A 17,752-nucleotide genomic window follows, 5' to 3' on the forward strand; every position below is an offset into this window, starting at 1 on the left:
TGAGCAACTTAATCTAGACGCTTCCAGCGTGACAAATAGCAAGAATAAATATAGCCAAACAAAAGACTACGAAATAAATATAATTGGATAACTATTTCTTTACTGCTTCGTAAACACCAAACAAACTGGTGAACACAATTCTATCTTTTTTCCGGTATTGCTAAGTATTCCTGTCTTTTTGTCTCTTTTGAAAATCACGATATCATTGGTATATTGATGCCCCACCAAAAGAAAATTTCCCGTTGGATCAATATTGAAATTTCGAGGTCCTTTTCCTAAAGTGCTCGTTCTTTGCACCAATTCCAATTTTCCGTTTTTCAAAATTTTAAAAACCGAAATATCATTGGCAGTTCCTCGATTGGTAGCATACAAAAACTTCCCGTCAGGCGAAATATGGATATCGGCTGCTCCAATATCTCCTTTAAAATCTGGCGCAACAACTGTAGTTTCGCTTACTTTTTTCAACATTCCCTCGGCATAACTAAACGAAGTTATGGTTCCGTCCAATTCTTGCAAAACGTACACATATTTACCGTCTTTACTGAAGATTAAATGTCTCGGACCACTTCCAGGTTTAACATCAATACTGCTTTTGAGCGTTAAAACTTCTGTCGCGGAATTTGGATTATTTTGGTACAAATACACTTTGTCGGTTCCTAAATCATTGGCCAAAACATATTTTTTGTCTGGCGAAAAATATACCATATGGGCGTGTGGTGCTTCTTGTCGACTGGCATTGATGCTTTTTCCGGTGTGTTGCACAACTTGTTTAACTACACCAATACTTCCATCACTATTTTTACCCAAAACCGAGATACTACCACTGGAATAATTGGCCGTAATCACGTTTTTTTCATCATTGATTATGTAACAAGGATTCAATCCGTTTGGATTTTGATAATTAATAAAATCCAATTTTCCACTTTTTGAATTAAATCCAAAAGCACTAACTGAACTTTTTTTATCGTTTTCGCTTACCGAATAGACAAATTTATTGTCGTTGGAAACCGTTAAATAACTAGGATTGATAATTTTTTCGGTATTACTTTTAAGACTGAAATCTCCCGTATTCGAATCGAATTCATACACATAAATCCCTTTACTTTCGCAACTTTTGGTGTAAGTTCCAACAATCAAATTGAGTTTGTTTTCCTGGGCTTGTAATGTTGTCAAAGCTAAAATGGAAAGAAGAATGGTAACTGTATTTTTCATATTATGTCTATTGAATTTGTTATTGAAATTGCAATTGATATTGCTACTGTTTTTTATCTTCCAAAAGTGTCTTTGAAGAAATACTTGTAACTACTTTTTTACCCGTCTTGGCTTCCAATTCTTTCAAAGCAACTTTGGCTACATTTCCGCCTTGTTGCGCCACTTTTTGACTTTCCGCAAAATTCTTTGGATCAACCGCCTGCGAAATATCTTTGGTTGAAGCTTCGGCAAGCATATTCAAAATCAACTCCGTATTACTCATATTATCCCGAAGATTTTCTTTTTTCAAACCCTTCAAAATTTTGTATTCTTTGGTTGTTTTATCAGACCAAGCTTTTGTAATTATATCGGTTAATATGGCAAATTGTGTACCTTCTTTCAATCCTCTACTTTTCCATTCGTCAGTAAGTTCTTTTCTAATTTCAATGCTTTTCAAACGCTGATTAATCCAGTTTTCAGAATAACCCAATTGCAAATAATGTTGCAAAGCCCTGTCAATTCCTATTTCGGGATCCTGCATTTCGTCTAATCTTTCGCTACCTACTTGAGCCAACCAAAGCTTAAAAGGTTCTGCTTTTGGCGATGGAATGGATTGGATTAAGCGAAATAAATGAGTCGTGTTTAAACAATCCGTAGCATATTTTTTCCCATCAGCTGCAACAAATTTCAGTTGTACGATATTATCGTACAACTGACTTCCTTCCTTGGTTAGTTTCTTTTTTAAATCAGTCCAATATCTTTTTGGAATAGAACTACCTGTTAAAACTTCTATTACATCTACAACCGAAAAATACCATTGCTCCTCTTTTTCATCCCAATAGGAACGCATTCTTTTATCTTCAAATAATTTTATGTCGCTCATAATTATTTTGCGTTTAAAGTTTATTACTTTTCTCTTTCCTCAACAAACAAAGACGATGCGTAAGCGGTAAATGTTCCAAAAAGCCCAACTCCAGCGGTCATCAATACAACGGCAATAATTCTACCTTCTGTTGTTACTGGAAATTTATCTCCATAACCAACCGTTGTTATTGTAACATAAGCCCACCACAAAGCATCTTCAGCCGTTTTTATATTTCCTTCTTTTGTATTTTCAACCTGTAAAATAGCTATCGATGAAAATATTATCAGCATTACTGCAAAAATGGAAACAGTTGTAAATGTTCCTTTTGCCTTATTCTTGAAAATGTGATGCAAAAGCATTCTCGAAGAACGGAAAGCTCTAACAATTCTGAACAACCTAATCAATCTTAACAATCTTCCTGCTCTAAAATAATTTATCATTGGAATACTTGAAATTAAATCAATCCAACCCCATCGCATAAATTTCAATTTGTTCTCAGCCTTATAAAAACGAACAGTAAAATCTACAAAAATAGGAGGCAAATGACATTGTCAATGAATTTTAAAAGTTTGGAAGTTTCTGGCGGTAAAACAAAAATTGTTTCTAATAATAATGCTCCTAACACATAAATCGTTAGAACCATTATTATAATATTAAAGTACCCCAATTTATCTTCCTTTACTGTTGTATCCATTGATTTTATAAAATTTATTCCTCAAATATAATCTAAATTCCTGCAAAATCTGAAATCCAATTTCTTAAATATAAAATCAAAATACTATCTTTGAAAAATGCAATTCAAACATCCAGAAATCCTCTATTTCCTTTTCTTGTTGGTTATACCAATTCTGGTTCATTTGTTTCAATTGCGCCGTTTCAAAAAGGAATATTTCACGAATGTCCGTTTCCTGAAAGAGCTTTCCATTCAAACCCGAAAGAGTTCCAAAATCAAGAAATGGCTGCTTTTAGCCACTCGTTTGTTATTGTTAACTTGCATTATCATTGCTTTTGCCCAGCCTTTTTTCAAAGCCAAAGACAGCAAAAACAATTCCAACGAAATGTATATCGTTTTGGATAATTCTTTTTCGATGCAAGCCAAAGGTCAAAAAGGTGAACTACTGAAAAGAGCCGTTCAGGAATTGCTGGAAAACACACCCGAAAATCAAACTTTTTCCCTGATTACTAATTCCGAAACGTTTTGGAACACCGATATCAAATCCATTCGAACGGAATTACAAAACCTAAAATACAGTGCGTTGCCGTTTCAGTTGGAAAGTGCAATGGCAAAAATAAAATCCAGAAAATCAGCTTTTAACAAAGATATTGTCGTGATTACTGACGCTGTTGGATTGGAATCCAAACAAGTAAAAAGCATTGACAAAGATTTCAATACGTATTTTATTATCCCGGAAACGGAACACGAAAACAACACTTCGATTGACAGCGTTTTTATTCATCAAACTCTGGACGATTTCTATGAAATTGGTTTAAAATTATCTGCTTTTGGCGAAAAAGACAAGCAAATTCCTGTCGCTCTATACAATCAAAATAAACTGATTGCAAAGACTCTGACGAAATTTGAAACCAAAGACAAAACCATCTATTTTACTATTCCGAAAAAGGATTTCCACGGTTATGCTTCTATAATTGACAATGGATTGGAATACGATAACAATTTGTATTTCAGCATTTCGAAACCTAAAAAAAACAATGTAATCAGCATTGGAACGCCTGAAAAATCGAACTTTTTGTCACGAATTTATACCAATGACGAATTCAATTTCAACAATTTTTCGATTGAAACCTTGGATTACAATGCGCTCGAAAAGCAAAATACGATTGTTTTAAATGAATTGGATGAAATTCCGCAAGCCTTGCAAACCACTTTGAAATCATTCGTGGAAAAAGGCGGAAATCTTGTTCTTATTCCATCAGCAAAAACTTCTACGACAAACCTCAATCCGTTTTTGAAAATCTTTGGAAACATCCAATTCAAATCTTTGGAAAACAAGGAAAAATTAATCACTAAAATAAACTTCAATCATCCTTTGTTTAGTGGTGTTTTCGAGAATAAAATCAATAATTTTCAATATCCAAAAACGAAAACTTTTTTTAGAATTACTGGCTCTAATCCAGCGGTATTGTATTATGAAGATCAGACTACGTTTTTGACTTCCATTAGCAATCCAATTTCTTCTGTTTATGTTTTTGCTGCGCCAATTAATCAGGAAAATTCCAATTTTCAACAATCGCCTTTGATTGTTCCTGTTTTTTACAAAATGGGGATTCATAATCAAAATAATGGCGTGAATGCCTTGACAATCGGCAATAACAATCCATTTTTGGTTGATGCCACTTTGTCAAAAGACGAAATTTTGAAAGTTCAAAACGATGCTGAAACCTTTATTCCTGTACAACAAATGCTGAACGATAAAGTAAAGTTGACATTCAACGATTATCCAGAACTAGCAGGAAATTTTGGAATTTACAACCAAAAAGAACGTTTACAAAACATCAGTTTTAACTACAATAGAACCGAAAGTGATTTGGCTCAAGCCAATGAAAATGTCCTTTCTGACTACAAAACCATCGATTCTATTGAAACTGTTTTCGATACCTTACAAACCGACCGAACCGACAGTCAAATTTGGAAATGGTTTGTTATATTTGCATTGCTTTTTCTGGTAACCGAAATGGCAATTATACGATTTGTGAAGTAAAAAATTAGACACAGATTTCACGAATTTTCACGAATTTATTTAAAATAATTTGTGGAAATTTGTGCAATTCGTGGCGAAAAGAAATATTCAATAATTAGAAAGTACTATGAATACAATCATCCGGGAAGCCAAAATTATCGATTCCGAAAGTCCTTTTCACAACCAAACCGTTGATATTTTAATTGTTGATGGTGTCATCAAAAAAATAGGAACTTCGCTTCCCAATCCAGAAAATGCCGAGGAAGTAAAACTCGACAATTTGCATCTTTCACAAGGTTGGTTTGACAGCAGTGTTTCGCTTGGAGAACCTGGTTTTGAAGACCGGGAAACGATTGCAAACGGCTTGAATGTTGCTGCAAAAAGTGGCTTCACGGCCATTGCTTTGCAACCCAACTCCTACCCGATTATCGACAATCAATCGCAAATAAATTTTGTAAAAAGCAAAGCCAATGGTTTTGCCACCGAACTTTTCCCAATTGGCGCTTTGACCAAGGGAAGCGAAGGAAAAGATATGGCGGAATTATTCGATATGAAAAATGCGGGAGCTGTTGCTTTTGGAGATTACAACAAAAGTTTAGACAACGCCAATTTGCTGAAAATTGCCCTGCAATACGTTCAGGATTTTGATGGATTGGTCATTGCTTTCGCCCAAGATTCGAATATAAAAGGAAACGGAGTTGCCAATGAAGGCATTGTTTCAACAAGATTGGGATTGAAAGGAATACCAGATTTGGCTGAAGAATTGCAAATTGCCAGAAATTTGTTTCTATTGGAATATACTGGTGGAAAGTTACATATTCCAACCATTTCAACTGCAAAATCAGTAGCGTTAATCAAGGAAGCCAAAGCCAAAGGATTGAAAGTAACTTGCAGCGTTTCTGTGCATCATTTGGTTTTAACCGATGAAAAACTGGAAAATTTTGATACAAGATGCAAAGTTTCGCCACCATTGCGAACAGAAACCGACAGACAAGCATTGCTTGCCGGAATTCTTGACAATACGATTGATATGATTACAACCGACCACAATCCAATTGACATCGAACACAAAAAAATGGAATTTGATTTGGCCAAAAACGGAACAATCAGTTTAGAAAGTGCTTTTGGTGCCTTGTCAACCGTTCTATCTTTAGAAAAAATAATCGAAAAATTGACTTCTGGAAAAAATACTTTTGGTATTGAATCACAAACCATTGCCGAAGGTCAAAAAGCCAACATCAGCTTATTCAATCCCGAAGGAAAAAGTGTTTTTACCAACGATAATATACTATCAAAATCTAAAAACTCCGCTTTTCTGGGAACTGAATTGAAAGGAAAAGTATATGGAATTTACAATCAGGGGAAATTAGTTTTGTAATCACCAAACCTCAAAGGCTTAAATCAAATAAAAATGGAAAATAACAACATCGATGAAGGAAAAAGCATTGCAATTGTGAGTTACATCACCATTATTGGTGCGATTGCAGCTATTTTTATGAACCAAGACAAGAAAAATAGTTTTGCTGCTTTTCATATTCGTCAGGCATTAGGAATATTTATTTCGTTTTTTTTAATCGGGTATTTCATAGGTTATTTTGATAGTTGGATGATATCTTCTGCTTTTTATGTTTTTTACTTCATACTCTGGATTTATGGATTTCTTGGAGCATTGCAAGGCCAGATGAAACTGATTCCGTTATTGGGAGAACAATTTCAAAAAATATTTAAAAATATCGAATAATATATGAATTTATCACTAGAATATCTCGTAAGAGAACCCAAAATAAAGTTGGACAAAAATCCACTTTTACTATTAATTCACGGTTACGGTAGCAACGAACAAGATTTATTTTCATTCGCCACCGAACTTCCTGACGAATATTATATTGTTTCGGTACGTGCTCCCTACGATATACAATACGGAAGCTACGCTTGGTACGCTATCAACTTTGATGCTGACCAAAACAAGTTTTCCGACAACGAGCAAGCCAAAACTTCGAGAGATTTAATTGCTCAATTTATTGATGAATTAGAAGCCAATTACCCGATTGATAATGAAAACGTGACTTTAATTGGTTTTAGCCAAGGAGCCATATTGAGTTATGCTGTGGCGCTTTCACATCCTGAAAAAGTGCAAAGAGTGGTGGCGATGAGCGGTTACGTCAACCCGGAAATTATAGAAGAAAATTACCTAAAAAATTCCTTTTCGAATCTTAAAATATTCACTTCCCACGGAACGGTTGACCAAGTAATCCCGGTGGAATGGGGACGAAAAGCAAAACCTTTTCTGGAGAATTTAGGCATCAATTCGACGTATAAAGAATATCCGATTGGTCACGGCGTTTCACCACAAAATTTTTATGATTTCAAGAATTGGATTTTGGCAAATACGTAAAATAACACGTAGAGACGGGTTTGAAACCCGTCTCTACTGCGCAGGAATCCGTTTATTTCTGGTACAACAAAGATTGAAATGTTTCGAAAGAAACCGTTTCGTCATCATTGACAAAATACTTTATCAATACCTCTCCCCAATATTCTCCGTCACTGAAATCGGCAATAATCCAACGGTGGTTCAAGACTTTCACTTTATTGATGATGAATTTATTGGCTCCAATTTGATCTTGTCCTGTGTATGGATTCCCTTTTGGATTGGCATTCAAATCCATTAATTTTTCGGTTACAAAAGGAATCAACTTTTCGACTTGAATTGTTTTTGTAGCATTGTCGGGATTGAAATAATTCTGTGCATTTTCATTTTTTTCCAAAGAAAAATAGTTGGCATCGACCAATTTGGCATTGGCTGCTTCTAAATCTTTCTTCAATTTTGCTTCTGTTTTAGTGCATTTGTTTTGTTGGAAAGCCAGTTCTTTGCTGAAATACATATACGTAAAAACATTAAAAAGCAGCACAAGAATAAAAAGATAAAGCAATAAAGATTTTTTCATTTTCAGGTAATATTAAATAGTAATTTCCAAGTTGTCATAAGCCAAATAAACGTTTTCCGGCAATTTTTGTTGCACTTCTTCATGAAAACCCATAAGATGGCTAATATGTGTGAGATAGGCTTTTTCGGGTTGAATCATTGCGATAAAATCCAAGGCTTCCTGCAGGTTGAAATGCGTGTCGTGGGGCGTTTCTCGTAGCGCATTTATAACCAATACTTTCAGGTTTTTCAATTTGGCAATTTCACTTTCTTCTACCGTTTTAACGTCGGTCAAATAAGCAAAATTATCTATTCGGTATCCAAAAACAGGAAGGTTACCGTGCATCACGTTTATGGGAATTGCCTTTTTATTTCCAATGGCAAAAGGATAATTATTGACTACTTCAATTGCTTTTACGGAAGGAGCGCCGGGATATCTATTTTCAGTTTTAAAAACGTAATCGAATCGCAATTTCAAATTATCAATTACGCGTTGATTGGCATAAATCGGGATTTCGCCCTGCTTGAAATTGAACGGACGGATGTCATCCAATCCAGCAGTATGATCCGAATGTTCGTGGGTGTATAAAATTCCATCCACTTTTTGACAATTCGAAGTCAACATCTGTTGTCTGAAATCGGGACCACAATCGACAACATACGAATGGTTTTCCCAATGAATCCAGACCGAAACCCGGAGTCTTTTGTCCTTTAAATCAGTACTTAAACAAACCGGATGATTACTGCCAATTATGGGGATTCCTTGCGAGGTTCCAGTTCCTAAAAAATATACTTTCATCTAGCACGATATTTGCTAATTATTTTTACAAAAATAGGATTAATTTCTCTTTCATAAGAAGCCTATTTAATTAACTTTGTAGAAATAATCCCTATACTTCTAATAATATGGATAAAAAGATAAAACTCAAGGGTGACAGAGTCATCGAACAAATCCCTTCCATCAAAGACAAAGCGCTTCGTATCAACTTGAACGAAAACATTTATGGGACTTTTGCCGAAATTGGAGCTGGACAAGAAACAGTGAGACATTTTTTTAGGGCTGGGGGTTCTTCTGGAACAATTGCAAAGGCAACATCTGCTTATGACAAGGACTTTAGCGACGTTATTTACGGTATCGAAGCCGATGGTCGTTATGTAACCGAAAGTCGTCTCAAAAAAATGCTTTCGCACGAGGTAAATCTTATCGAAAAACGGTTGAGCAGAGCCAAACATCCCAACAAAATGTTTTTCAGTTATGCCAATACCGTTGCCACCATTGACTTTGCCAAACAATTTAAAGGACACGGATGGGTTGGTATCCGATTTCAAATCGAACCAAACGAAGATTACAACGACATCATTCTGCACATTCGTTTCAAGGAAACCGATGTGCGATTGCAACAAGAAACATTGGGAATTCTTGGGGTGAATTTAATTTATAGTGCTTTTTACAAACACAACGATCCTAAAAAAATCCTGCGTTATTTATACGACCATTTAGACAAAGACCAGCTGGAAATAGACACCATCAATTTCTCTGGCCCTTGTTTTAAAGATGTCGATAATCGTTTAATGAGTTTGCAATTGGTAAAAAACGGAATGACCGATGCCGTGATATTTGACCCTCAAGCCAGAAACGTGCTGCCGGCAGCCATATTGTACAAAAAAAACATTCTTACCCTGAGAGGGAGTTTCCGTCCCGTGACCAAGGTAAACATGGACATGTACAAAGAGTCGCTTAAAATGTTTTTGAACGAAAACAAAGTGGATGCCGAAAACACCTTGGTAATCTTTGAAATCACCTTGTCCAACTTGCGTTCCGATGGGGAAATCGACGAAAGAGATTTTATGGATCGAGCCGAATTGCTTTGTTCATTGGGACAAACGGTAATGATTTCGAATTTTCAGGAATATTATAGAGTGGTCGAATATTTCTCCAAATACACCAAAGCCAGAATGGGATTGGCAATGGGTGTCAACAACTTGGTTGACATTTTTGACGAAAAATACTATCGCCACTTGAGTGGTGGTATCTTGGAAGCCTTTGGAAAATTATTCTACCGAGACATGAAAGTATATTTGTATCCAATGCTTGGCGAAAACGGTGAAATATTGAATTCTGAAACATTAAAAGTTCATCCCCGAATGAAGGAATTGTACAAATTTTTCAAATTCAACGGCAAAGTGGTCGATATCACCAACTTTGACCCCGAAAACTTGGAGGTTTTCTCCCGTGAAGTATTGAAAATGATTGGCCAAAACAAACCCGGTTGGGAAACAATGCTTCCTCCCGGAGTTGCCGAAATCATCAAGAAAAAATCACTTTTTGGATACAATCCAAATGCATTGTTGGAGACGAGTAATTAGTTAACCTATCCGATTTAGATACAAAAAGCCGAGGAAAAAATATTTTTTTTCGGCTTTTCAATTTTAAACGTCAGAAAAATCTTTAAATATTAAAAAGATATGTATCTTTGATTTAAAGTTTAAAAAAAAATAATTTAAGTTCAAATAACAAAAATGAAATTTCCAATTGTAATTCACCAAAAGCCAACTATATTAGAAATATTTTTTATTATAATCATACTTTCAATTACTTTTATTCCTTTCGTTTATGGGATAAATACTAAACACCCAATATTTTGTATTAGCCTCATTTTGGGTATAATCTGCTTTATACAATTTAATAAAATTAGAAAAGGCAAATTCACTCCTTTGAAAATGATACAAAAAACAATAGTAGTTAGTTTTTCTGAAAACAACATCGAAATTAACGAAAATAAAAATAGTACAATTTACAAATGGAGCGATTTACAAGAAATCGAAATTAATATATTTGCTTATAAAGGCAGGTTTTATGGAAGTGACAATAGAACTTATAATGGAATCGAAAATTCAATAAAATTTATCAAGAACGAACAAAAATTTAAATACCAATTTTACATCGAAAATATTAATCAATTTAAATTATTAAAAGAACAATTTAAAACAATAATTCTACCCCAATTAAAACAATTCCAAAATTTAAAAAAAATAAGTCGTTTACAGTCTCAATTAAATTTTGCCAGAGATAACAGAAACCTTAATCTTAATAACGATATTGATTATCTAGACGTTACGGATTATCAATAAAATCAATACAAAAGGAATTGCTTTGTGGCGTTTTTGATTTACTTCAAAATCTGCGCAGCGTGAGCTTTGGTTTTTACATCCGATATAACATCCTCAATAATTCCATTTTCGTCAATGACAAACGTGGTTCTGTGGATACCGTCATATTCTCTTCCCATAAACTTTTTGGGACCCCAAACTCCAAAGGCTTCTATTACCGATTTGTCTTCGTCTGCCAATAACGGAAACGGGAAATCATATTTTTCCTTGAACTTGGCTTGGGCTTTGGCGGCATCGGCACTGACTCCCAAAAGCGCATAATTATTGGCTTGAAAACGTTCAAAATTGTCTCTCAAGTCACAGGCTTCGGCGGTACAACCAGGAGTACTTGCTTTTGGGTAGAAAAAAACGACTAATTTTTTCCCTTTATAATCTTCAAGTTGATGTGGTTTTCCGTCTTGATCTACTCCAAAAAACGCTGGGGCTTGATCTCCTTTTTTTAGTGTTGTCATCTATTTTTAAATTGAATTTGATTTTTGCTATTGAAATTGAAATTCCTTTTCTTTACCATTCAAAATTAAACTAAAATGACCAAACAAGAACGTGTAACGTTTGTTATAAATACGTTAAAAGAATTGTATCCCGAGATTCCAATTCCCTTGAATCACAAAGATCCATATACATTATTGATAGCGGTTTTACTCTCGGCTCAATGCACGGATGTTCGCGTCAACCAGATTACACCACTGCTTTTTGCCAAAGCCGACAATCCGTATGATATGGTAAAAATGTCAATTGAGGAAATCAAGGAAATCATTCGTCCTTGTGGTTTGTCGCCAATGAAAGCGAAAGGAATTCACGGTTTGTCGCATATTTTGATTGATAAACACGGTGGCGAAGTGCCGCAAAGTTTTGAATATTTGGAAGAATTGCCAGCCGTGGGACATAAGACGGCTAGTGTCGTAATGTCACAAGCCTTTGGTGTTCCCGCTTTTCCGGTGGATACCCACATTCACCGATTAATGTATCGATGGAATTTATCCAATGGAAAAAATGTCGTGCAGACCGAAAAAGATGCAAAAAGGATTTTCCCTGAGGAAACCTGGAATGATTTGCATCTTCAAATGATTTGGTACGGTCGAGAATATTCGCCGGCAAGAGGTTGGGATTTAGAGAAAGATATTATCACCAAAACGGTTGGCAAAAAATCAGTTTTAGAAGAATACTACAAAAAAACGTCCCGATAATTTCGGGACGTTTTCTTAATTAGCTATAATTTCGAAACTTTTATCATTTACTTTTATCACGTTCAACGCTTTAGAGTAATTTAATAAAAAAGAAATAGTCTCTTTATTTGGTTTCATTGAATTAACAGCTACTGTTTTTTTAGAGTAAATTTTTGCCATATTGTAATAAAGTTTTTGTTTCTTATTACAACGGAAGAATTTACAATTTAGTATCAATTCGTTAAAATAATTTGATGTTTGTCAATCACTTTTCTCATATTCATCAAAGCGTAACGCATTCTACCTAAGGCAGTATTGATACTAACCCCCGTAATTTCGGAGATTTCCTTGAAGCTCATGTCTTGATACATTCGCATAACCAAAACTTCTTTTTGGTCTGCTGGAAGTTCCTCGATTAATTTTTTCAAATCCATTTCCACTTGGTCTCGAATAATTTTGTTTTCTATCGTAAGGGAATCGTCGGTCATAATCGAAAAAATGGAGAATTCCTCCGTTTCCCTGAACATTGGCATTTTTTTGTTTTTTCGAAAATGGTCGATGATCAAATTGTGCGCAATTCGCATCACCCAGGGCAAGAATTTGCCTTCTTCATTGTAAGATTGCGATTTTAAAGTTCTAATGACTTTAATGAATGTGTCTTGAAATATATCATTCGAAATATCCCTGTCAGAGATTTTGGAATATATAAAACCGAAAATTTTCGATTGATGTCTATTGATTAATACAGTCAAAGCATCTTCATTGCCATCAACGTATTTCTTTACCAATAAAGCGTCTGGAAGTTGAATATCAGCCATAGTTATACTTTTAGTTTTAATAAAAAATTGAATCAATTTCTCTAAAAAGTAATTCTATACGATAGGCTAAAGTTTTTTTGTAGTTATTTATTAGTCAAATTTAACAAATAATTATCCTAAATCACAAAGAAAACTATAAAATTTATCAAAACAGAAAATTTCGCAAAGGCTATACATACTTTTTCTTCTATAAACTCGTTTATATTGGCCAAAAATCAAAAAATTTCATTGATTTTAAAATTTTAAAACTCCTTGACCATAATAATTTGGGATTGCTTCGATGCCAATTCCCATTTCAAAATTGATTACTTTTGTGAAAATTCGATTTTCTCATGCAAATTGACCTTTCAACACTAGATCCAAAAAAGAATATAATCATCAAAGGAGCCCAAGTTCACAACCTCAAAAATGTGGATGTTGCGATTCCAAGAAACAAATTAGTGGTGATTACCGGACTTTCGGGTTCGGGAAAATCAAGTTTGGCTTTCGACACTTTGTATGCCGAAGGACAACGCCGTTATGTGGAAAGTTTATCTTCTTATGCGCGTCAATTTTTGGGAAGATTGGACAAACCAAAAGTGGAATACATCAAAGGAATTGCTCCAGCCATTGCCATCGAGCAAAAGGTAAATACCACCAATGCACGTTCCACCGTAGGAACTTCAACCGAGATTTACGATTACATCAAATTATTGTTTGCCAGAGTTGGCAGAACTTTTTCGCCCATTTCGGGTCAAGAAGTCAAAAAAAATACGGTTTCAGATGTTATTGCCGACGTTAAAAAAATTGGAATCGACAGCAAATGGTTGCTCCTCGCGCCTATTCATTTGGAAAACGGAAGAGCATTGGAAGATAAATTGAAAGCCTTGCTCAATCAAGGATTTTCAAGAATATTGGTTGATAATGAGACATTTCGTCTCGATGAAATCGATGGTCATACCTTAGACAATAAAGACATTTTACTTATCATTGATAGAATTGTTGTCAAAGACGAAGAAGAATTCTATAATCGCCTTGCCGATGCCGTACAAACGGCCTTTTATGAAGGAAAAGGAATTTGTCATTTGCAGGAATTAAACACGCACAAACGTTTTTCGTACAGCAATAATTTCGAATTGGACGGCATCAGTTTCTTGGAGCCAAACGTTCATTTGTTCAGTTTCAATAATCCGTATGGTGCTTGTCCGGTTTGCGAAGGTTATGGAAACATCATCGGGATTGACGAAGAATTGGTTATCCCGAATACTTCATTATCCATTTTTGAAAATGCCATTTATCCTTGGCGTGGCGAAAGTATGGGCTGGTTTCGAGACGAATTGGTAAACAACGCCTACAAATTTGATTTCCCCATTCACAAACCGTTCTTTGAACTTTCAGATGCGCAGAAAGATTTGGTTTGGACAGGAAACAGCTATTTTCAAGGTTTGAATGCCTTCTTCAAGGAATTGGAAGACAAAAATTATAAAATCCAGAATCGGGTAATGCTTTCGCGTTATCGTGGCAAAACCAAATGTCACGCCTGTAAAGGAAAACGACTGCGAATAGAAGCTTCTTACGTAAAAATCAATTCCAAAACCGTTTCTGATTTGGTCGATTTGCCAATTAAACATTTGGTTACTTTTTTCGAAAATATCGATTTGGATGTCTATGAAAAGCAAATTGCCAAACGATTGTTATTGGAAATCAACAACCGTTTATCCTTTTTGACAGAAGTTGGTTTGGATTATTTAACCTTAAACAGAAACTCGGCAACCCTTTCTGGTGGTGAATCACAACGTATCAATTTGGCGACTTCGTTGGGAAGTAGTTTGGTGGGTTCAATGTATATTCTGGACGAACCGAGCATTGGTTTGCATCCAAAAGACACCGAACGTTTAATCAAAGTGTTGCAATCTTTACGTGATTTAGGAAACACCGTTATTGTGGTCGAACACGATGAAGACATCATGAAAGCCGCCGACATGATTATAGATATTGGTCCGGAAGCAGGCACTTTTGGTGGCGAATTAGTTGCCCAAGGCACATTCGATGAAATCCTGAAATCGACTTCCTTGACGGCAAAATACCTCAACGGAGAACTGGAAATCAAGACACCTCGCATTCGCAGAAAATGGAGCAATTACATTGAAATTCTGGGAGCAAGAGAAAATAATTTACTAAATATAGACGTCAAATTTCCTTTGGAATGTTTGACCGTAATTACAGGTGTTTCCGGAAGTGGAAAAAGTACTTTGGTCAAAAAAATCTTGTTTCCAGCGATGCAGAAAAAACTGGATGGCGTTGGCGATAAAGCGGGACAATTTACCGAAATGCGTGGCTATTACCACAAAATCCAGCATATCGAATACGTGGATCAAAACCCAATTGGAAGAAGTTCGCGTTCGAATCCCGTGACGTATATCAAGGCGTATGATGATATTCGGGAATTGTTTGCCAAAGAAAAACTATCGAAAATTCGCGGTTATCAAGCCAAACATTTTTCGTTTAACGTAGATGGTGGAAGATGCGAAACCTGCAAAGGTGAAGGAACCATAAACGTCGAAATGGTTTTTATGGCTGACGTGCAATTGCATTGCGAAACCTGCAACGGCAAACGATTCAAGAAAGAAGTCCTTGAAGTCAATTTTGATGGAAAGAACATTCACGATATTTTGACAATGACCGTTGATGATTCGATTGCCTTTTTCACTGCCAATAAACAAACCAAAATTATCCAAAAATTGCAACCGCTACAAGACGTTGGTTTGGGTTATGTGCAATTGGGACAATCCTCTTCAACCCTTTCCGGTGGCGAGGCGCAACGTATCAAACTGGCTTCGTTCTTGGTTAAAGGTGCCACGAAAGAAAAAGCACTTTTCGTTTTTGACGAACCTACAACCGGATTGCATTTTCACGACATCAAGAAACTCTTGGCTTCGTTTGATGCCTTGATTGATAAAGGACATTCTATATTGGTGATTGAACACAATCTCGATTTGATAAAATGTGCTGACTGGATTATTGATTTAGGTCCCGAAGGTGGCGAAAATGGTGGACAATTACTCGCCGAGGGGACTCCAGAAGAAATCATAAAAATAAAAAAATCGGTTACAGCGAAGTATTTGAAGGAAAAATTACAAAAGTAGGAACATCATTTAATTCGATAATAAACATAAAAAAGCATCATTATCATCCATAATGGTGCTTTTTTGTAAAAAACGTATTTGACCCATTTTGCTATACTTTATGATTTCTGTCTTTTGCCAAAAAGTGATTTATGGCTGGAAGTGGCAAGATTTGAATTGCTGTTGATAACATTAAAATCCAAGACTTGGGTTTCATTTGAAATGTTGTTTCCCGTAATTGCATTGTCTTGGGCTATGAGTTCGTCTGTGGATTTTTCAGCTTTATTGGTATTCACGCTTTCAACAACTTCATCAGGTATTGAATTGCTGTTTATAAAAATAAAGTCCAGGACTTGGATCTCGTTTGAAATGTTGTTTTCCGTGATTGCATTGTCTTCTGCAATACGTTCGTCGGCCGTTTTTCCTATTTTGTTTGTTTTTATACTATCGACTGCTTCAAAAACCGCTGAACTCGATTCCAATTGTTTTTCAATTCCATTAAATGCATTGCCTACATTAACAAAAGAAAGTAATGCGATTCCGATAAATACTATTGAATTTTTCATGATAAATAATTTTAATGTTGATTTTGCTTGATTTATTAAAAAAAGACACCACTCGCCTTGAATGATGTCTTATTGAAGTTAATTAGGCTTGTTTTAAAATTTGAACAGCGTTAATGGCATTGGATAATTCTGCATGTTTCAAAGCCGTAAATCCTTTCTCGTCTTTTGCATTAAGAAGAGCTCCGTTTGACAATAAAATTTTTATAATTTCTACCTTGTTGTAACGGGCAGCTAACATTAATGGACTCAAACCGTTCGATTTTTCATTCACGTTCGCTCCATATTCTATAAACTTTTTTACAGCTTCAACATCCCCTTTTAATACCGCAGTGCCAAGAGGCGTTACACCATCATAAGTTGTGGTTACAATTTTGGCCGCCGCCAAAGAATTCGAATTGGAAGCCAAAGAAACATTTGTAAAAGCTAATAAAGCCATACCTAGATAAACGATTGATTTTTTCATGATAATTGTTTTTTTTGATTGATTGTTCATTTTTTGATTGATTGATTTTTGAAATATTAAAATCATATAATAATATCCTATGCAAATATATATCTAAAAGACAGTATCTTGTTTTACATAGTACTTAATTTTAACATTAATTTAACATATGAAAAACCAGAAAGACAAATAAAAACACTTTAAAAACCAACAGTAATCACCTATAAACAAGCTATTTAAAAAACAAATAGATGTAGAATTTGCAAAAAAAAGAATTAAGATTTTTTTTAGGACAGTACTATTTTCGATAACTTTACTTCAAACAAAACTACTATGCAATCATCAGCCAAAACCGTAAATGACTATCTGGAGGAACTTCCAGAGGAGAGAAAACCTGCTTTCTTGAAGCTTCGAAACAGTATTTTGAATCACCTCCCAAAGGGATTTGAAGAAGAAATAAGTTATGGAATGTTGGGTTATGTGGTCCCACATTCTATTTATCCAACCGGCTATCATTGCAATCCCAAACTACCGTTACCTTTCATAAATATTGGTTCGCAAAAGAATTTTTTCGCCCTACATCATTTGGGAATTTATGCAAATCCAGAACTATTGGATTGGTTTACGAATCAATATCCAAAACATAGCTCCCAAAAATTGGATATGGGAAAAGGATGCATCCGATTCAAGAAATGGGATCAAATTCCTTTTGATTTTATTGCAGAACTTGCAGGGAAAATGTCGGTGGAAGACTGGATTGAATGCTATGAAACGCAAATAAAAAGCCGCAAATCCAAATAGACT

General features: G+C 35.2%; 18 protein-coding genes. 9 read left to right on the plus strand and 9 right to left on the minus strand.

Translation table 11 applies throughout. The features are described from left to right. Window positions 1–99: 99 nt before the first annotated feature. From OZP13_RS09125 to OZP13_RS09135, 3 genes are read right to left on the minus strand one after another with little or no spacing between them, the layout of a single operon-like run. Window positions 100–1,212: a lactonase family protein gene (locus OZP13_RS09125; RefSeq protein WP_281299414.1), complete on the minus strand. Its 1,113-nt coding sequence runs from the start codon at window positions 1,210–1,212 to the stop codon at window positions 100–102. Between the two features lie 43 nt (window positions 1,213–1,255). After that, complete coding sequence (locus OZP13_RS09130; RefSeq protein ID WP_349293520.1) at window positions 1,256–2,074, minus strand: BRO-N domain-containing protein; 819 nt, start codon at window positions 2,072–2,074, stop codon at window positions 1,256–1,258. 23 nt (window positions 2,075–2,097) lie between these two features. Next, window positions 2,098–2,535: a potassium channel family protein gene (locus OZP13_RS09135; RefSeq protein ID WP_281299441.1), complete on the minus strand. Its 438-nt coding sequence runs from the start codon at window positions 2,533–2,535 to the stop codon at window positions 2,098–2,100. 312 nt (window positions 2,536–2,847) lie between these two features. Between OZP13_RS09135 and OZP13_RS09140 the strand changes: the two genes are divergently transcribed. From OZP13_RS09140 to OZP13_RS09155, 4 genes are all read left to right on the plus strand, one after another. Next, window positions 2,848–4,776 carry a vWA domain-containing protein gene (locus OZP13_RS09140; RefSeq protein WP_281299415.1) on the plus strand — a complete coding sequence of 643 codons (1,929 nt, stop codon included), beginning with the start codon at window positions 2,848–2,850 and terminating at the stop codon, window positions 4,774–4,776. A 106-nt stretch (window positions 4,777–4,882) separates the two neighbouring features. Then, entirely contained in the window at window positions 4,883–6,133 is a 1,251-nt protein-coding gene (locus OZP13_RS09145; RefSeq protein ID WP_269239793.1) for a dihydroorotase, read from the plus strand. A 33-nt stretch (window positions 6,134–6,166) separates the two neighbouring features. Further along, window positions 6,167–6,496, plus strand: a complete 330-nt coding sequence (locus OZP13_RS09150; RefSeq protein ID WP_269239794.1) for a magnetosome magnetite crystal formation protein family — start codon at window positions 6,167–6,169, stop codon at window positions 6,494–6,496. A gap of 3 nt (window positions 6,497–6,499) precedes the next feature. Continuing rightward, window positions 6,500–7,150, plus strand: coding sequence for an alpha/beta hydrolase (locus tag OZP13_RS09155; protein ID WP_269239795.1), 651 nt, complete (start codon window positions 6,500–6,502; stop codon window positions 7,148–7,150). A 52-nt stretch (window positions 7,151–7,202) separates the two neighbouring features. Here the strand turns inward: OZP13_RS09155 and OZP13_RS09160 are convergent, their stop codons facing one another. Next, entirely contained in the window at window positions 7,203–7,703 is a 501-nt protein-coding gene (locus OZP13_RS09160; RefSeq protein WP_269239796.1) for a hypothetical protein, read from the minus strand. A 12-nt stretch (window positions 7,704–7,715) separates the two neighbouring features. Beyond that, window positions 7,716–8,480: an MBL fold metallo-hydrolase gene (locus tag OZP13_RS09165; protein ID WP_281299416.1), complete on the minus strand. Its 765-nt coding sequence runs from the start codon at window positions 8,478–8,480 to the stop codon at window positions 7,716–7,718. Window positions 8,481–8,587: 107 nt separating this feature from the next. Here OZP13_RS09165 and OZP13_RS09170 point away from each other — a divergent pair, with 107 nt between their 5' ends. Both OZP13_RS09170 and OZP13_RS09175 read left to right on the plus strand, forming a co-directional pair. Beyond that, complete coding sequence (locus OZP13_RS09170; RefSeq protein WP_281299417.1) at window positions 8,588–10,048, plus strand: TonB-dependent receptor; 1,461 nt, start codon at window positions 8,588–8,590, stop codon at window positions 10,046–10,048. A gap of 153 nt (window positions 10,049–10,201) precedes the next feature. Next, a complete protein-coding gene (locus OZP13_RS09175; protein ID WP_269239797.1) occupies window positions 10,202–10,813 on the plus strand; it encodes a hypothetical protein in 612 nt (203 codons plus the stop codon). Window positions 10,814–10,851: 38 nt separating this feature from the next. On the opposite strand, the gene bcp is transcribed toward OZP13_RS09175, so the two are convergent. Next, window positions 10,852–11,304 (minus strand): thioredoxin-dependent thiol peroxidase, encoded by a 453-nt coding sequence (bcp, locus tag OZP13_RS09180; protein WP_281299418.1) that lies wholly within the window; start codon window positions 11,302–11,304, stop codon window positions 10,852–10,854. A gap of 75 nt (window positions 11,305–11,379) precedes the next feature. Here bcp and OZP13_RS09185 point away from each other — a divergent pair, with 75 nt between their 5' ends. Next, window positions 11,380–12,039, plus strand: a complete 660-nt coding sequence (locus OZP13_RS09185) for an endonuclease III domain-containing protein (RefSeq protein ID WP_269239799.1) — start codon at window positions 11,380–11,382, stop codon at window positions 12,037–12,039. 212 nt (window positions 12,040–12,251) lie between these two features. Here the strand turns inward: OZP13_RS09185 and OZP13_RS09190 are convergent, their stop codons facing one another. Continuing rightward, complete coding sequence (locus OZP13_RS09190; RefSeq protein ID WP_269239801.1) at window positions 12,252–12,836, minus strand: RNA polymerase sigma factor; 585 nt, start codon at window positions 12,834–12,836, stop codon at window positions 12,252–12,254. A gap of 332 nt (window positions 12,837–13,168) precedes the next feature. On the opposite strand from OZP13_RS09190, the gene uvrA reads away from it, so the two are divergent. Then, window positions 13,169–15,961 carry an excinuclease ABC subunit UvrA gene (uvrA, locus tag OZP13_RS09195; RefSeq protein WP_281299419.1) on the plus strand — a complete coding sequence of 931 codons (2,793 nt, stop codon included), beginning with the start codon at window positions 13,169–13,171 and terminating at the stop codon, window positions 15,959–15,961. 98 nt (window positions 15,962–16,059) lie between these two features. Here the strand turns inward: uvrA and OZP13_RS09200 are convergent, their stop codons facing one another. Further along, window positions 16,060–16,506 carry a hypothetical protein gene (locus OZP13_RS09200; protein WP_269239802.1) on the minus strand — a complete coding sequence of 149 codons (447 nt, stop codon included), beginning with the start codon at window positions 16,504–16,506 and terminating at the stop codon, window positions 16,060–16,062. Between the two features lie 82 nt (window positions 16,507–16,588). Further along, on the minus strand, window positions 16,589–16,969 hold the full coding sequence (locus tag OZP13_RS09205; RefSeq protein ID WP_269239803.1) for an ankyrin repeat domain-containing protein: 381 nt from the start codon (window positions 16,967–16,969) through the stop codon (window positions 16,589–16,591). Window positions 16,970–17,281: 312 nt separating this feature from the next. On the opposite strand from OZP13_RS09205, the gene OZP13_RS09210 reads away from it, so the two are divergent. Further along, window positions 17,282–17,749 (plus strand): DUF1801 domain-containing protein, encoded by a 468-nt coding sequence (locus OZP13_RS09210; protein WP_281296919.1) that lies wholly within the window; start codon window positions 17,282–17,284, stop codon window positions 17,747–17,749. The last annotated feature ends 3 nt before the right edge of the window (window positions 17,750–17,752 follow it).

The organism is Flavobacterium limnophilum (assembly GCF_027111315.2).
In the GTDB taxonomy this organism is placed as follows: Bacteria; Bacteroidota; Bacteroidia; order Flavobacteriales; family Flavobacteriaceae; genus Flavobacterium; species Flavobacterium limnophilum.

What these genes read in the sequence shown, in the direction of transcription:
- OZP13_RS09125 (WP_281299414.1), bottom strand. Translation starts at nt 1,212, where the DNA reads ATGAAAAATACAGTTACCATTCTTCTTTCCATTTTAGCTTTGACAACA.
- OZP13_RS09130 (WP_349293520.1), bottom strand. Translation starts at nt 2,074, where the DNA reads ATGAGCGACATAAAATTATTTGAAGATAAAAGAATGCGTTCCTATTGG.
- OZP13_RS09135 (WP_281299441.1), bottom strand. Translation starts at nt 2,535, where the DNA reads ATGCGATGGGGTTGGATTGATTTAATTTCAAGTATTCCAATGATAAAT.
- OZP13_RS09140 (WP_281299415.1), top strand. Translation starts at nt 2,848, where the DNA reads ATGCAATTCAAACATCCAGAAATCCTCTATTTCCTTTTCTTGTTGGTT.
- OZP13_RS09145 (WP_269239793.1), top strand. Translation starts at nt 4,883, where the DNA reads ATGAATACAATCATCCGGGAAGCCAAAATTATCGATTCCGAAAGTCCT.
- OZP13_RS09150 (WP_269239794.1), top strand. Translation starts at nt 6,167, where the DNA reads ATGGAAAATAACAACATCGATGAAGGAAAAAGCATTGCAATTGTGAGT.
- OZP13_RS09155 (WP_269239795.1), top strand. Translation starts at nt 6,500, where the DNA reads ATGAATTTATCACTAGAATATCTCGTAAGAGAACCCAAAATAAAGTTG.
- OZP13_RS09160 (WP_269239796.1), bottom strand. Translation starts at nt 7,703, where the DNA reads ATGAAAAAATCTTTATTGCTTTATCTTTTTATTCTTGTGCTGCTTTTT.
- OZP13_RS09165 (WP_281299416.1), bottom strand. Translation starts at nt 8,480, where the DNA reads ATGAAAGTATATTTTTTAGGAACTGGAACCTCGCAAGGAATCCCCATA.
- OZP13_RS09170 (WP_281299417.1), top strand. Translation starts at nt 8,588, where the DNA reads ATGGATAAAAAGATAAAACTCAAGGGTGACAGAGTCATCGAACAAATC.
- OZP13_RS09175 (WP_269239797.1), top strand. Translation starts at nt 10,202, where the DNA reads ATGAAATTTCCAATTGTAATTCACCAAAAGCCAACTATATTAGAAATA.
- bcp (WP_281299418.1), bottom strand. Translation starts at nt 11,304, where the DNA reads ATGACAACACTAAAAAAAGGAGATCAAGCCCCAGCGTTTTTTGGAGTA.
- OZP13_RS09185 (WP_269239799.1), top strand. Translation starts at nt 11,380, where the DNA reads ATGACCAAACAAGAACGTGTAACGTTTGTTATAAATACGTTAAAAGAA.
- OZP13_RS09190 (WP_269239801.1), bottom strand. Translation starts at nt 12,836, where the DNA reads ATGGCTGATATTCAACTTCCAGACGCTTTATTGGTAAAGAAATACGTT.
- uvrA (WP_281299419.1), top strand. Translation starts at nt 13,169, where the DNA reads ATGCAAATTGACCTTTCAACACTAGATCCAAAAAAGAATATAATCATC.
- OZP13_RS09200 (WP_269239802.1), bottom strand. Translation starts at nt 16,506, where the DNA reads ATGAAAAATTCAATAGTATTTATCGGAATCGCATTACTTTCTTTTGTT.
- OZP13_RS09205 (WP_269239803.1), bottom strand. Translation starts at nt 16,969, where the DNA reads ATGAAAAAATCAATCGTTTATCTAGGTATGGCTTTATTAGCTTTTACA.
- OZP13_RS09210 (WP_281296919.1), top strand. Translation starts at nt 17,282, where the DNA reads ATGCAATCATCAGCCAAAACCGTAAATGACTATCTGGAGGAACTTCCA.